Source organism: Paramesorhizobium salinisoli, assembly GCF_003335045.1.
GTDB lineage: Bacteria > Pseudomonadota > Alphaproteobacteria > Rhizobiales > Rhizobiaceae > Paramesorhizobium > Paramesorhizobium salinisoli.
This window is the reverse complement of sequence record NZ_QOZG01000004.1, coordinates 391287-404701: the sequence shown is the minus strand read 5'-3', so window position 1 is coordinate 404701 and position 13415 is coordinate 391287. Positions and strand designations below refer to the sequence as shown.

Here is a 13415-nt window from a genome sequence, read left to right as displayed (position 1 = left end):
CAGCATAGGATAAACATCAGACAGGGTTTCCTGTCTATGCCCTCCTTGGGCGTTTCCTCCCTAGACTTTAGGCCGCCCACGGGCGGTCTTTTTTTGTCTAATGCCCAGCAGAACGTGACAGGCCACGGCGATGAGTGACCGTGATTACTGCAATATTTCGAAAACGAAAATAGCGCCCAACCTGCCAATCATTCCGCAGCAAGCGGGGGCACGCCGAAATGATAGTCCGGCAATGAGGACAGATCGGCCAGGAACATGTCGATATCCTTGCGAAGCAGTTCAAAACCGGCATGCTTTGCGAATGTACGCTCGTTAAGATAGAGACCACGATTGACTTCGATCTGCAGCGCGTGAAAACCCCTTGTCGGCCGCCCGTAATGCTCTGTGATGTAGCCCCCGGCATAAGGCTTGTTATGCGCGACCGCATAGCCCATGTCGCGCAGAAGTTCGATCGCCGCGGCGGAAAGGCCGTCGCTGCACGACATGCCGAACCGGTCGCCGATAATGAAATCCGGTCGCCCGATGCCATCACCCACCTTTATGCCCGCCGGCATGGAATGGCAGTCTATCAGCACGCAATAGCCGAAGCGGCGCTGCGTATCCGCGATCAGCCGGCTCAACACCGCATGGTAAGGCTTATAGAGCGTCTCGATCCGCTCCAGCGCCTCGGTGAGTGGCAATTTGCCGGGATAGATGTCCTGCCCCTCACCCACCAGCCTCGGCACCGTGCCGAGCCCGCCCGCCACCCGCGCCGACTGGGCATTGGCGTAAGGCGGCAGCGGTTCGGCAAACATGCGCGGGTCGAGTTCGTAAGGCTCCCGGTTGACGTCGAGATAGGCGCGCGGGAAATTCGCCAGGAGCATCGGCGCCCCAAGCGCCACGGCGGCGCCGAACAATTCCTCGACATAGCAATCCTCCGACCGGCGGATCGCGTATTCGTCAAGTCTGGAGGAGGCAAGGAACCGGGACGGATAATAGCGCCCGCTATGCGGCGAATCGAACACGAAGGGAATGCGCTGCTCCGCCGGTGCACGAACCTCATGCGGCGGAACGACGGAAAAATCGCACTCCAAGCTCATCGGCCCACCATTCGCTCACCATTATTATCCCTGGTAATTATCGCAGAAATGTCGTCCATGGTGCGGTCGGCCGTTCGGGCGGAAAATGTCATCGGGAGAAAGTGCCAGCAGAACGCCATGCTGTCCAGTCCCCGGAGGCCCGCTCGTCCGCCGTTCTCGGCAATGTGACCACCCGGCTGGCCATCCGGCAGCCCTGTGCGGGCGACAACCCAGCCTATCGACAAACCAACTGCTCTGTCTCTATTGTCAAGCCCTGCATTCATTCGATATTTACCAAAAAGGCGTTTCTTCAAACGGGTTGAGTCGCCCGCCGCGCCCAGTGAGCTAGTGTGGGCAGGCCAGCGGCAGAGCGACCATGAATTCGGACGGACCAATGAAAAGAATTCTTCTAGCGGAAGATGACAATGATATGCGCCGCTTTCTGGTGAAAGCGCTGGAGAAGGCGGGCTATCACGTTACCCATTTCGACAACGGCGCCAGCGCCTATGAGCGGCTTCGCGAGGAGCCCTTCTCGCTGCTTTTGACCGACATCGTCATGCCTGAGATGGACGGGATTGAGCTCGCGCGCCGTGCCACAGAGATCGATCCCGACCTCAAGGTTATGTTCATCACCGGCTTTGCCGCGGTGGCGCTCAATCCGGATTCGAACGCGCCGAAGGATGCAAAGGTCCTGTCGAAGCCGTTCCATTTGCGCGATCTCGTCAACGAGATCGAAAAGATGCTGGTCGCTGCCTGACCAGACCAGACCGACTTGACTGGCTTGACCTTCCGCCTGGCGAAATGGAAAAACGGCGGAAGTTCAAATCAGTCCTGAAATTCAAAATCAGGCATTGACGGGCGCATGCCGATATGGTGTATGCGCCTCCACGGATGGGCGTGTAGCTCAGCGGGAGAGCACTGCATTGACATTGCAGGGGTCACAGGTTCAATCCCTGTCACGCCCACCATCCACTCAAAAAACTTTGCTGGTTCGCCACAAGTCCAGCGGACGCCATTTCAGTCCAGCAGCGCCTCCCCCAGAAAACTCGCCGAAAAGCTGCGCGCCTCGCGCCTGATGAAGTCAGTCAGAACGCGGATTCGTGGTGCAGCCACCACATCGTCGTGGCAACTCAGCCAATAATCGCGCACCAGATGCATTTCCGCAGGCAACACCGGCACCAGCGTGTCATGCTTGCCGGCGATGTAATAAGGCAGCACACAGAGGCCATAGCCGGCCAGCGCCGCGCTCAGTTGCGCATGGATGCTGGAACTCTGATAAGCCGGTCGAAGGCCGGGCAGTATCTCGCGCATGTAATCGAGCCCCGGCGTAAAAACCATATCCTCGATATAGCCGATGAATGGGTGGGTGGAGAGATCCTTGCGCTGCCTGATTGGCGGATGCCTCGCGAGATAGTCGGCGGAGCCATAGATGAACAGCCGGTAGGAGGTGAGTTTCTCATGCTGGTATGCCCCGGTGCGCGGCGGGTGCAGCGTGATCGACAGTTCCGCCTCGCGGCGCGACAGGGATACGATCTGCTGGATCGTCACAACCTCTACCGACAATCCGGGATAGGCTTGCGCCATGACGGGCAGGCGCTCCGCGAGGAAAAAATTGCCGAAGCCCTCAAGCGTGCTCAAGCGCACCACACCCGAAAGTGACGCCATGTTGCCGGTAGCCTCCGTCTGGAATTTCCCCGCCTCGCGCTCCATGACCTCGGCCGGTTCCATCAGCCTCTCACCAAGCGGCGTCAGCATGTAGCCGCGCGGGTTACGCTCGAAAAGCTTGGCCGAAAGCGCCTGCTCCAGGCGGTCGATCCGCCGCGAAACGGTGGCGTGGTTCGTCCTCAGCCTGCGCGCCGCCGTAGAGAGCTGCCCGGTGCGCGCAACGGCCAGAAAATATTGAAGATCGTCCCACGTGAACTGCCGCACGGCGCTCTTTCCTCTTTGCCTGAAGACATCTGTGCATATTTGTACGGAACCTGTTCGAAAATTGTTGTTCTTGTACGCATTTGTCAATGCTAGGCTTTTAAGAACACGTGATAGCCGCCAGCGGGAAAAACGGCCTATGATGTGGGAGGAGGAACCATTACGCGCGTTCCACGGCAGGGAGAGTCGTGAAGCTGCGAAAATCATTCACGACGAAAATCGGGATTATCGGCTGCTGAAACAGGATCACTCCTGTTTAACGAGCGCCGCACCATTGGGAGGAGAACAAGATGAAGCTATTGGCAATCGCATCCGCCGCCTTGCTGGCCGCAACTGTCATTTCCGCGCAAAGCGCCGAGATTTCCGACGGCAAGGTCAAGATCGGCATCCTCAACGACCAGTCCGGCGTCTATGCCGATTTCGGCGGCAAATGGTCCTATGAAGCCGCCAAGATGGCCGCAGAGGATTTCGGCGGCAAGGTTCTCGACGCCCCGATCGAGATCATCACCGCCGATCACCAGAACAAGGCGGATATCGCGTCGAATATCGCACGCCAATGGTATGACACCGAGCAGGTCGATTCCATCATGGAACTGACCACCTCATCGGTGGCTCTTGCCGTTCAGGGGCTTTCCAAGGAGAAGAAGAAAATCACCATCGCCACCGGCCCGGCGACGACCGAGTTGACGGGCAAGCAATGCTCGCCCTACGGTTTCCATTGGGCCTATGACACGCACGCGCTGGCTGTTGGCACAGGCGGCGCGTTGGTCGAGCAGGGCGGCGACAGCTGGTTCTTCCTCACCGCCGATTATGCCTTCGGCTACTCGCTGGAAGAGCAGACTTCCAAATTCGTGACGTCGAAGGGCGGAAAGGTCCTCGGCTCCGTCCGCCATCCGCTCGCCACCACCGACTATTCGTCGTTCCTGCTGCAAGCCCAGTCATCCGGGGCCAAGGTGATCGGCCTCGCCAATGCCGGTCTCGATACGGCCAACGCCATCAAGCAAGCCTCCGAGTTCGGCATCGTTGCCGGCGGCCAGCGCCTCGCGGCGCTTCTTTTCACGCTGTCGGAAGTCCATGGCCTCGGCCTCGAAGCGGCGCAGGGCCTGACGCTGACCGAAGGCTTCTACTGGGACCGGGACGACCAGTCGCGCGCCTTCGGTCGCAAGTTCTTCGAGCGCACCGGCCGCATGCCGAACATGATCCATACCGGCACCTATTCCGCTGTGACGCAGTATCTGAAGGCCATTCAGGCAGCGGGGACGGATGAAAGCGAGGCCGTCGCCAAGAAGCTCCATGAAATGCCGGTGGAAGATGTCTTTGCCCGCGGCGGCAAGGTGTTGGCGAACGGGCGCATGGTCTACGACATGTACCTGATGGAGGTCAAAAAGCCGGACGAGAGCAAGGAGCCCTGGGACTATTACAAGGTGCTGGCGACCATCCCCGGCGACCAAGCTTACCTGACGGCGCAGGAAAGCGGCTGCCCGCTGGTTTCACAATAAGGCCTTGGCTATGAAAGCGGCAATCATGGATGATCCGGCGAAGGCTGAAGCCTCGCCGGGTCCTGATCAGGCAAAGGCCCGGGTGGTTCTCTCCGCCCGCGGCCTGCGCAAGGATTTCGGCGGCTTCAATGCCGTCAACAATGTCGATCTCGACGTGCACCATGCCAAGGTGCACGCGCTGATCGGCCCGAATGGCGCAGGCAAGACGACGGTCTTCAATCTGCTCACCAAATTCCTGCAGCCGACCAGCGGCACCATCACGCTTCTCGGCGAAAACATTACCAGGACGCCTCCGGCAAAGGTCGCGCGGATGGGCCTCGTCCGCTCCTTCCAGATCTCGGCGATCTTTCCGCACCTGACAGTACTGGAAAATGTCCGCGTCGCGCTGCAGCGGCCGAACGGGCTCGCAATACAGTTCTGGCGGCCCATGAGCGCACTCGATGAACTCAATGAACGGGCGATGCAGCTTCTCGAAGAAGTCGGGCTGAAGGACGCGCGCAACGCCCTTGCCGCGGACCTTTCCTACGGCCGCAAGCGCGTGCTGGAAATCGCCACCACGCTGGCGCTCGATCCAAAGGTTCTGCTTCTCGACGAGCCCATGGCCGGCATGGGCCAGGAGGACGTCGGCAATGTCGCCCGGCTCATCACCAAGGTGGCGCGCGACCGCGCCGTGCTGATGGTGGAACACAATCTGAGGGTGGTCGCCGATATCTGTGATCATGTCACAGTGCTGCAGCGTGGCGAAATCCTGGCCGCCGGCGACTATCGCACCGTCAGCCAGGACGAGCGCGTCCGCATCGCCTATATGGGAACAGAACATGCATAGGGGAACCCCACTCCTCGCCGTCCGCGATCTCAACGCCTGGTATGGCGAGGGCCATGCCCTGCATGGCGTCAATCTCGACATTCATCAGGGAGAAACCGTAACGCTGCTCGGCCGCAACGGCGTCGGCAAGACGACAACACTGCGCGCGATCATGGGCATCATCCGCAAGCGCACCGGCTCCATCACCTTTGATGGCCACGACCTCATGCGGTTTCCGCTGCACAGGACCGCCCATGCTGGAATCGGCTTCGTGCCGGAGGAGCGCGGCATCTTCGCCAGCCTCAGTGTCGAGGAAAACCTGCTGCTGCCGCCCGCTGTGGCAAAAAACGGCATGTCGCTCGAGGAGATCCTCGATCTCTTTCCCAATCTGAAGGAACGGCGCAACAGCCCCGGCACCAAGCTTTCCGGCGGCGAGCAGCAGATGCTGGCGATCGCCCGCATCCTGCGCACCGGCGTCAAGCTCTTGCTGCTCGACGAGCCGACCGAAGGGCTTGCGCCCGTCATCGTCCAGCGCATCGGCGAAGTGCTGGCAACGCTCAAGCAACGTGGCATCACCGTATTGCTTGTGGAGCAGAATTTCCGCTTCGCGGCCAAGGTCGCCGACCGCTTCTACGTCATGGAGCACGGTCAGGTGGCCGAAAGTTTCGATGTAGCGGAACTGCCGCAGCGCATGCCGATGCTCAACGAAGCGCTGGGAGTATAACGGCCATGACCATGATCTTCGGAATACCCGTTCAGGCCCTGCTCGGACAATTGCTGGTGGGCCTCATCAACGGCTCCTTTTACGCCATGCTGAGCCTCGGCCTCGCCATCATCTTCGGGCTCCTGCGCGTGATCAATTTCGCCCATGGCGCGCAATATATGCTGGGCGCTTTCGTCGGCTATCTGCTCCTGACGCAGTTCGGCATCGGTTACTGGCCGGCCCTGATCCTCGCTCCCCTCATCATCGGGCTTGGCGGCGCCATCATCGAGCGGGTAGCTCTGTCGCGTCTTTACAATCTCGACCCGCTCTACGGGCTTCTCTTCACCTTCGGCCTGGCGCTCGTGATCGAAGGCGCCTTCCGCTATTATTACGGCGCGGCAGGCCAGCCCTATGCCGTACCGCCATCGCTCGCCGGTGGACAGAATCTCGGCTTCATGTTCCTGCCCAACTACCGCGCCTGGGTGGTTGTCGCGTCACTCATTGTCTGTCTCGGAACATGGCTCCTGATCGAAAAGACCAGGCTCGGCGCCTATCTGCGCGCGGCTACGGAAAACCCGACATTGGTCAAGGCCTTCGGCATCAACGTGCCTCTGCTGCTGACCTTCACCTACGGGCTGGGTGCGGCGCTGGCCGGCCTCGCCGGCGTCATGGCGGCGCCGATCTATCAGGTAAGCCCGCTAATGGGTTCCAACATCATCATCGTCGTCTTCGCCGTGGTTGTGGTCGGCGGCATGGGTTCCATTCTCGGCGCCATCGTCACCGGCTACCTGCTCGGGCTTTGCGAAGGGCTGACCAAGGTGTTCTATCCCGAGGCGTCCAATATAGTGATCTTCGTCATCATGGCGATCGTGCTTTTGATCCGTCCCGCCGGACTATTCGGAAAGGAGGCGTGAGATGGCCGAAACGACGTTGACATCATTGGCAGGACGGAACGGCAAATCCGTCGCCCATTCACTGCAGATCGCGCTGGTCGTCATCTGCATTGCGGCGCTTGTTGCCGCGCCATTCTTCTTCTATCCGATCTTCATCATGAAGGTGCTGTGCTTCGCGCTCTTCGCCTGCGCCTTCAACCTGCTCCTCGGCTATACCGGCCTTCTCTCCTTCGGCCATGCCGCCTTTTTCGGCGGAGCGGCCTATATCACTGCACACGCTGTCAAGGAATGGGGCCTCCCTCCCGAGATCGGCATCCTGATCGGTGTTATCGGAGCGGCGGCTCTTGGCCTTGTCATTGGCTTCCTCGCCATTCGTCGCCAGGGCATCTATTTCGCCATGGTAACGCTGGCGTTGGCGCAGATGTTCTACTTCTTCTGCCTGCAATCCAATTTCACCAAGGGCGAGGATGGTATCCAGGGCGTTCCGCGCGGCCATCTCTTCGGCTTCATTGATCTGAACGTACCGATAAACATGTACTACATGGTTCTGGGCATCTTCCTGATCGGTGTCTTTGCCATCTGGCGCATCATCAACTCGCCTTTCGGCATGATCCTCAAATCCGTGCGCGAAAATGAACCGCGCGCCATTTCGCTCGGCTATTCCGTCGGCAGATACAAGCTCGCCGCTTTCGTCATGTCGGCTTCTATCGCCGGTCTCGCGGGCGCGGCCAAGGCACTGGTCTTCCAGTTCGCCACGTTGACCGACGTGAGTTGGCAGATGTCGGGCGAGGTCATCCTGATGACCCTTCTCGGCGGTATCGGCACGCTCATCGGCCCGATCGTCGGCGCAGCCCTGGTCGTGACGCTGCAGAACTATCTCGCAACATCGGATTTCCCCGTCACGGTCGTCACCGGCGCGATCTTCATGATCTGCGTGCTTCTGTTCCGGCGCGGCATCATCGGGGAACTCTATGCCTCGCGGCTCGGCCGCAAGCTGATGGCGAGACGCGATTGACGCCATGACCGACAGCTACGACTACATCATCGTCGGTGCGGGCACCGCCGGCTGTGCTCTCGCCAACCGTCTTTCCGCCGACCCCAAAATATCCGTCCTGCTGCTGGAGGCCGGCGCCAGAGACAATTACGCCTGGATCCACATCCCGGTGGGCTATCTCTACTGCATCGGCAATCCGCGCGCCGACTGGTGCTTTACCACCGACCCGGAGCCGGGGCTCAACGGCCGCGCGCTCGGCTATCCCCGCGGCAAGGTGCTTGGCGGCTGCTCCTCGATCAACGGCATGATCTATATGCGCGGCCAGGCGCGCGATTACGATCTGTGGCGGCAGGCGGGCTGCGCCGGCTGGGGCTGGGACGATGTCCTTCCCTATTTCAGGAAATCCGAGGATTACTACGCTGGCCCCGATGAAATGCACGGCGTAGGCGGCGAGTGGCGGGTCGAAAACGCCCGTCTTCATTGGGATATTCTGGACGCCTTCCGCGACGCGGCGGAAGCGGCCGGCATCCCCCGCATCGATGATTTCAACCGGGGCGACAATGAAGGTTCCTCCTACTTCAAGGTCAACCAGAAGCGCGGCATCCGCTGGAACACCGCCAAGGCCTTCCTGCGCCCCGTCCTCGGCAGGCGCAATCTCAAGGTGGAAACCGGCGCGCATGTCCGCCGCCTGCTGCTGGAAGGGTTGAAGGCGACCGGCGTCGAATTCGACCAGATGGGGACGATGCGCAGCGTCAGGGCGAGGCACGAAATCATCCTCTGCGCCGGCTCTGTCGGCTCACCGCATATTCTGGAACTCTCCGGCATCGGCCGCGGCGATATCCTGCGCGAGGCCGGCATACCGCTCGTCCTTGAGCGCAGGGATGTCGGTGAAAACCTTCAGGATCATCTGCAATTGCGCTGCGCCTACAAGGTCACGGGCATCCGCACGCTGAACGAGCAGGCAAACCGGCTGGTGGGCAAGGCCGCGATCGCGCTTGAATATCTCGTCAGGCAGTCCGGGCCGATGTCGATGGCGCCGAGCCAGCTCGGCATATTCACGCGCTCGGACCCCTCCTTCGAGACGCCCAACCTGCAATATCACGTCCAGCCGCTGAGCCTCGAAAAGTTCGGCGAGAACGTCCATCCCTTCCCGGCCTTCACCGCCAGCGTCTGCAATCTGCGCCCCGACAGCCGCGGTTCGATCCATGTCCGAGACCCCAATTACCGCGTACAGCCCGCGATCCGCCCCAACTACCTCGCCACCGAAAGCGACCGTCATGTAGCCGCCGATGCGATCCGCATCACGCGCCGCATCGTCGCGCAGGAACCGCTGAAGAAATATACCCCGCAGGAGTTCAAGCCGGGCCCGCAATACCGAACCGAAGATGAATTGATGAAGGCCGCCGCCCAAATCGGCACGACGATCTTCCACCCTGTCGGCACCTGTCGCATGGGCATCGACCCCGATGCGGTGGTCGATCCGCGATTGCGCGTCAACGGCATTGAAGGCCTGCGCATCGCCGATGCCTCGATCATGCCGACGATCACGTCGGGTAATACCAATTCGCCAACACTGATGATCGCGGAAAAGGCGGCAGATCTGATCCTGGGGCGGGCGTGACGACCCACCGAGAGGGCGCATGGAAATAGGCCGCTTCGAGAAACCAATTACCAACAATCGGCTCCGTTGGAAATCCCGTTTCGGCCCCGCCCCACAAACGGCATAATATTTCTTGTTTATCTTTGGCCTCGCAGAAATTATGAAGCCCTATAAGGGTGGGGGCAAGGAATTGCATCTGCCGGTATGATTTCGAAATCCGAGACCGCAAGGAAACAATAAAATGACGCTCTCTTCTCCCAAATCGCCGTCGCGCCGCGCCGGCCTCAAGGCGCTGCTTTTCTCGGCCATCGCCCTTTCCGTGGGCTTTGCCGCCCCAACCTCCGGTCTTGCCCAGGAACAAACGATCAAGGTCGGCATTATGGGTGGACAGGATGAGGATATCTGGAAGGTCGTCGCCGAACAGGCCGCCAAGAGCGGGCTGAAGATCGAGACCGTCACCTTTGCCGACTATACCCAGCCGAACGAAGCGCTCGAGCGCAAGGAGATCGACGCCAACGCCTTCCAGCACAAGCCTTATCTCGATGCGCAGATCGAGCAGCATCAATACAAGATCGAGCCGGCCGGCTACACCGCCGTCTTCCCGATTGGCGTCTATTCGCGCAAGGTGAAGAGCCTGAGCGAGCTGAAGGACGGAGCTGCCGTCGGCGTACCGAACGATCCCTCGAACGAGGGCCGCGCCCTGCGGGTTCTCGAATCTCAGGGCCTGATCAAGCTCAAGGACGGCGCTGGTATCCTCGCCACCCCGATCGACATCGTCGAAAACCCCAAGAACCTGGAGATCAAGGAGCTTGATGCCGGCGTCGTCGGCCGCTCCATCGACGATCTGGACGCAGCCGTCGTCAACAATGACTGGGCGCTGAAGGCCGGGCTGGATCCGGTGAAGGACGTGATCGCGCGTGAATCGAAGGACAACAATCCATACAACAACTTCATCGCAATCCGCACTGAGGACAAGGACGCCCCCTGGGTGAAGCCCCTCGTCGCCGCCTTCCAGAATGATGCGGTGAAGCAAAAGTTGCTTGAAGTCTACAAGGGAACGGCACTGCCGGCCTGGTGATATCGCGCCAGTTCTGGCCTAGCCAGTTCTCAAGCCATGCGGTTCGGATATCCCTTATCCGGACCGTTTGTGTTTAAATGATATGCCCATAAAGCGCCCTACGACGAAGTTTTGAGGCAGATGTGAATACCCAGGCACTTAATATTCCCACGCACACCACCGGGGAGGCGCGACCCTCGGAGGCATCCGGCGACATCATCGTTAAGCTAACTGATGTGTGCCGCGCCTTCGGCGACACGCCAGCCATAGATGCGGTCTCGCTCAGCGTGCAGCGTGGCGAAATCCTTGGCATCATCGGGCGCAGCGGTGCGGGGAAATCGACGCTGATCCGCTGCCTCAACGGGCTGGAGCGTCCCGATTCCGGCTCGGTCCAAGTCGAAGGCATGGAGATAACTGCGCTCGACGAGCGTCGCCTGCAGCCTGTGCGTCGCCGCATCGGCATGATCTTCCAGCATTTCAATCTGCTGTCGGCCAAGTCCGTGGAAGACAATATCGCGCTGCCACTCAAGATCGAGGGGCAGTCGCGCGCCCAACGCAGGAAGCGCGTGGCGGAACTTCTGGATCTCGTCGGTCTCTCAGACAAGGCGAAGCACTATCCGGCGCAGCTTTCCGGCGGCCAGAAACAGCGCGTCGGCATTGCCCGCGCACTCGCCGCCAAGCCGTCGCTGCTGCTATCCGACGAGGCGACATCGGCGCTCGATCCTGAGACGACCCGGTCCATTCTGACGCTTCTGAAGGATATCAACCGTCAACTCGGGCTGACGATCCTGCTGATCACTCACGAGATGGAGGTTATCCGGCGAGTTGCGGACCGCGTCATCGTGCTGGATCGCGGTCGCATTGTCGAGCAAGGCCCGGTCTGGCAGGTTTTCGCCAATCCCGCCGCCGATACGACGAAAAGCCTGTTGCAGGTGCTGACGCCCGAATTGCCGCCAACCCTGCGCGCGCGACTGGACCCCGTGGCCGGCGACGATGCCGTGGTCAAGGTCCAGCTCTCGGGCGATGCCGCACGGCAGCCATTCTTCGCCGGATTGATCGGCGTCCGGCTCTTGCATGGCGGCATAGACACTGTACAGGGCGAGCCAGTCGGTACATTGTTCCTCGGCATCCCCGCCCGTGACAAGACGGCCCTGGAAAAGGCCGTCCAATATCTGAAATCCAATGCGGACCATGTGGAGGTGCTGGGCTATGTCTCAGGCGATGCTTGATCTTCTCTGGCGCTCCTTCTGGGAAACCATCATCATGACCGGCTTTTCCGGTCTGATCTCGCTTGTCGCGGGCCTGCCGCTGGCATTGATTCTGATCTTGACGGATCGCGGCGGCCTGGCCGAAAACCTCTGGGTGAACCGCAGCCTCGGCGCCGTCATCAACGGCTTCCGCTCCGTCCCATTCATCATCCTGCTCGTCGCTCTCATCCCGGTCACGCGCTTCATCGTCGGAACCTCGCTCGGGACATGGGCATCGATCGTGCCGCTCTCCATCGCGGCAACGCCCTACTATGCCCGCATCGCCGAAGTCTCGTTGCGCGAGGTCGACAGGGGATTGATCGAGGCCGCCCGCGCCATGGGCGCAACGCGCTGGACGATCATCCGCGAGGTGCTCGTTCCCGAAGCCATGCCCAGTCTGATAGCCGGTTTCACCGTGACGCTGGTGACACTTGTCGGCGCCTCCGCAATGGCTGGCGCCATCGGCGCCGGCGGCCTGGGGGATCTGGCGATCCGCTATGGCTACCAGCGCTTCGAGACGGAAATCATGGTCGCTGTCGTTGCGATCCTGATCCTCCTGGTCTCGGGCGTTCAGTGGGTCGGCGACCGCCTCGTCGAACGGCTGGACCATCGCATCGTCAAGCGGTGAGTCACTCCATTTTTTCCAGCATCCGGGCAGCACTCTCCTCATCCGTGATGAAGACCGTCGGACGGATCAGCTTCATCGCGCCAAGCAGCGCCGCGATCTTTTCCGGCCCGCCTGACGTCAATATCCGGGCCGGCGCCTTCTGCAGCGTCGACACGCCGACCGACATCACGCCATCCTGGATCGGATGATCGACCAGTTTTCCGTCGATATCGTAGAAATGGTAGAGGAGATCGCCGACCGCGCCCTTGGCGGCAAGCGAATCCCGCTGTTCCTCGGTGATATGGCCGACGCGGTAAGAGGTTGTAGCGCTTTCGATCCCGCCGACGCTGAGAAGTACCAGATCGAGACTTTCGGCCATTTCGAAGACGTATTGCAGCCCACAACGCTCGATCAGCGCGCGTTTTGTTTCCATGCTGTCGACGAGCGCCGGCGCGGGAATCAGATATCCCTCGCCCTGGAATATCTCGGCAAACTGCCAGGCGAACTCCGCCGGATTGAAGCGGCGCGGCTGGCTGATACCGCCAAGAAGCGAGATCACGGTGAGATCATTAAGCGAGCGCGCATTGATGAAGGAAAGCGTATGGAACAGCGTACGCCCCCAGCCTACACCGACCCGCATCCCGTGGCGGATCACCTCGGAAAGATAGTCTCCGGTTGCGGCAGCGATTGCATTGATCGGATCGTTTCCAGGGGCCGAAAGCGGCGCCACGATCGCCCGTTCCAGCCCGAATGCCTTCTCCAATTGCCGCTCCAGGCCGATGAGGCTCGAAAGATTGCTGTCGATCGAGATCTTGACCTCGTTGCGCGCCCGCGCCTCCGCCAGAAGGCGAACGATCGTTACACGCCCGACGCCGAGCACATCGGCAATATCGTTCTGCGTCATCTGCTCGATATAATACATCCACGCCGCGCGGGTTCTCAGCCTGTCGCTCCGGCTTTCGCCCGATACTGTACCGGGCGCCGCCTCGCCAGCTTGACGACCGCCGCCCTGCGCGGCCTTCACTT

The 13415-nt window shown here is 60.6% G+C and carries 13 protein-coding genes and 1 tRNA gene; 11 read left to right on the top strand and 3 right to left on the bottom strand.

The features are described from left to right. Window positions 1-188: 188 nt before the first annotated feature. Window positions 189-1079, bottom strand: coding sequence for an N-formylglutamate amidohydrolase (locus DUT91_RS11670; protein WP_114440552.1), 891 nt, complete (start codon window positions 1077-1079; stop codon window positions 189-191). A gap of 373 nt (window positions 1080-1452) precedes the next feature. On the opposite strand from DUT91_RS11670, the gene cpdR reads away from it, so the two are divergent. Together cpdR and DUT91_RS11655 are read left to right on the top strand one after the other, a co-directional pair. After that, entirely contained in the window at window positions 1453-1815 is a 363-nt protein-coding gene (gene cpdR / locus DUT91_RS11660) for a cell cycle two-component system response regulator CpdR (protein WP_068882823.1), read from the top strand. A gap of 136 nt (window positions 1816-1951) precedes the next feature. Beyond that, window positions 1952-2026, top strand: a tRNA-Val gene (locus tag DUT91_RS11655). A 49-nt stretch (window positions 2027-2075) separates the two neighbouring features. Here the strand turns inward: DUT91_RS11655 and DUT91_RS11650 are convergent. After that, window positions 2076-2987, bottom strand: coding sequence for a LysR family transcriptional regulator (locus DUT91_RS11650; protein ID WP_114440550.1), 912 nt, complete (start codon window positions 2985-2987; stop codon window positions 2076-2078). A gap of 287 nt (window positions 2988-3274) precedes the next feature. On the opposite strand from DUT91_RS11650, the gene DUT91_RS11645 reads away from it, so the two are divergent. The 9 genes from DUT91_RS11645 to DUT91_RS11605 all read left to right on the top strand — a co-directional run bounded on the left by DUT91_RS11645 (window position 3275) and on the right by DUT91_RS11605 (window position 12410). Beyond that, entirely contained in the window at window positions 3275-4483 is a 1209-nt protein-coding gene (locus DUT91_RS11645; RefSeq protein ID WP_114440549.1) for an ABC transporter substrate-binding protein, read from the top strand. 25 nt (window positions 4484-4508) lie between these two features. Continuing rightward, on the top strand, window positions 4509-5309 hold the full coding sequence (locus DUT91_RS11640; protein ID WP_114440548.1) for an ABC transporter ATP-binding protein: 801 nt from the start codon (window positions 4509-4511) through the stop codon (window positions 5307-5309). Next, window positions 5302-6012 (top strand): ABC transporter ATP-binding protein, encoded by a 711-nt coding sequence (locus DUT91_RS11635; RefSeq protein WP_114440547.1) that lies wholly within the window; start codon window positions 5302-5304, stop codon window positions 6010-6012. The genes DUT91_RS11640 and DUT91_RS11635 overlap by 8 nt, the downstream gene beginning before the upstream one ends. A 5-nt stretch (window positions 6013-6017) precedes the next feature. Next, window positions 6018-6905, top strand: a complete 888-nt coding sequence (locus DUT91_RS11630) for a branched-chain amino acid ABC transporter permease (RefSeq protein ID WP_114440546.1) — start codon at window positions 6018-6020, stop codon at window positions 6903-6905. Window position 6906: 1 nt separating this feature from the next. After that, window positions 6907-7899 carry a branched-chain amino acid ABC transporter permease gene (locus tag DUT91_RS11625; RefSeq protein WP_114440545.1) on the top strand — a complete coding sequence of 331 codons (993 nt, stop codon included), beginning with the start codon at window positions 6907-6909 and terminating at the stop codon, window positions 7897-7899. 4 nt (window positions 7900-7903) lie between these two features. After that, window positions 7904-9499, top strand: coding sequence for a GMC family oxidoreductase (locus tag DUT91_RS11620; protein ID WP_114440544.1), 1596 nt, complete (start codon window positions 7904-7906; stop codon window positions 9497-9499). Window positions 9500-9719: 220 nt separating this feature from the next. After that, window positions 9720-10556, top strand: a complete 837-nt coding sequence (locus DUT91_RS11615; protein ID WP_114440543.1) for a MetQ/NlpA family ABC transporter substrate-binding protein — start codon at window positions 9720-9722, stop codon at window positions 10554-10556. A 194-nt stretch (window positions 10557-10750) separates the two neighbouring features. After that, window positions 10751-11764 carry a methionine ABC transporter ATP-binding protein gene (locus DUT91_RS11610; RefSeq protein WP_114440699.1) on the top strand — a complete coding sequence of 338 codons (1014 nt, stop codon included), beginning with the start codon at window positions 10751-10753 and terminating at the stop codon, window positions 11762-11764. Continuing rightward, window positions 11745-12410: a methionine ABC transporter permease gene (locus tag DUT91_RS11605; protein WP_114440542.1), complete on the top strand. Its 666-nt coding sequence runs from the start codon at window positions 11745-11747 to the stop codon at window positions 12408-12410. Before DUT91_RS11610 ends, DUT91_RS11605 begins: the two co-directional genes overlap by 20 nt. 1 nt (window position 12411) lies before the next feature. Here DUT91_RS11605 and DUT91_RS11600 read toward each other — a convergent pair whose 3' ends face one another. Continuing rightward, the gene (locus tag DUT91_RS11600) at window positions 12412-13413 is read right to left on the bottom strand and encodes a sugar-binding transcriptional regulator (RefSeq protein WP_245419693.1); all 1002 of its coding nucleotides are present in this window, start codon (window positions 13411-13413) and stop codon (window positions 12412-12414) included. Between the last annotated feature and the right edge of the window lie 2 nt (window positions 13414-13415).